Annotated in this window: 1 protein-coding gene; it reads left to right on the forward strand. The window is 38.2% G+C overall.

Features of this window, described 5'->3' with window-relative positions; translation table 11 throughout:
* Positions 1-774 (forward strand): TauD/TfdA family dioxygenase (locus tag AC1DUW_RS30305; protein ID WP_477644369.1); only part of this gene is annotated, 774 nt, incomplete at its 5' end.
* Between the last annotated feature and the right edge of the window lie 248 nt (positions 775-1,022).

Raw genomic sequence — 1,022 nt, forward strand, 5'->3', positions numbered from 1 at the left:
GATGAAGAAGCAAGCATCATTTACTGGGGTCTCGGAGTCCACCTGGGCATCCCGGTAACGCAAAACGCAAAAGGTGATCTATTAGGACATGTTGTTGACCAAGGTCTCGACATTAATGATTCAAATGTACGTGGTTACCAAACGAATGCTCATCTTCCCTTTCACCCAGATGGATCTGACGTAGTCGGATTATTAAGTCTTCGAAAAGCTAAAACTGGCGGTTACAGTAGTATCGTAAGTTCCATCGCGGTTTACAATGAAATTCTGGATAGGTACCCAGAGTATCTTGGAATTCTCTATCTTCCATATTTCTTGGATCGTCGTGGTGAGGAAACACCAGGTGAATCTCCTGTTTATTCATCACCAGTCTTTAGTTATTACCAAGGTAAATTAAGCTGCAGATATAACCGCGGATATGTCGAATCGGCACAAGCGAAAACAGGTAGATATTTGTCAAAAGTTGAAACTGAAGCATATGACTTAATAGATTCCCTCCTATATGATAAAAACATGCATATTGATATGATGATGGAACCGGGTGATATGCAATTTGTTAATAATTATACTGTTCTTCATTCACGTACTGTATACGAAGACTATGAAGAACCCGAACGCAAACGTCATTTATTAAGATTGTGGCTCACGATGCCAAATGGTCGAGAAATTGCGCCAGACTTCGCGATGTTCATTGATGAGAAAACAGGTAAAGCGGGTCGCGGCGGTATTCCTGTACGTGAAAAAACAGCTGGAGGTATTGCAGAAAAAATGAGGTAATGGGATTAATATATATAAAGAGTTTAGACGAGGTTAAACACGGAAGATTTACCTTTAAAAACTTTTAAAATACCAATTGATTCATGTTAACGGAATAGAAGGGGAGATTATTAATTTGAAAACACCTAAATATTCTTGGATCATATTATTAATTCTTGTAACTTCAGGTATGATCAACCAGGTAGATAAAATTATCATTGGTTTGGTTTCAGTTCCTCTAATGAAAGAGTTACATTTAAGTCCTTCAC

Source organism: Peribacillus sp. P4_C12 (genome assembly GCF_056402095.1).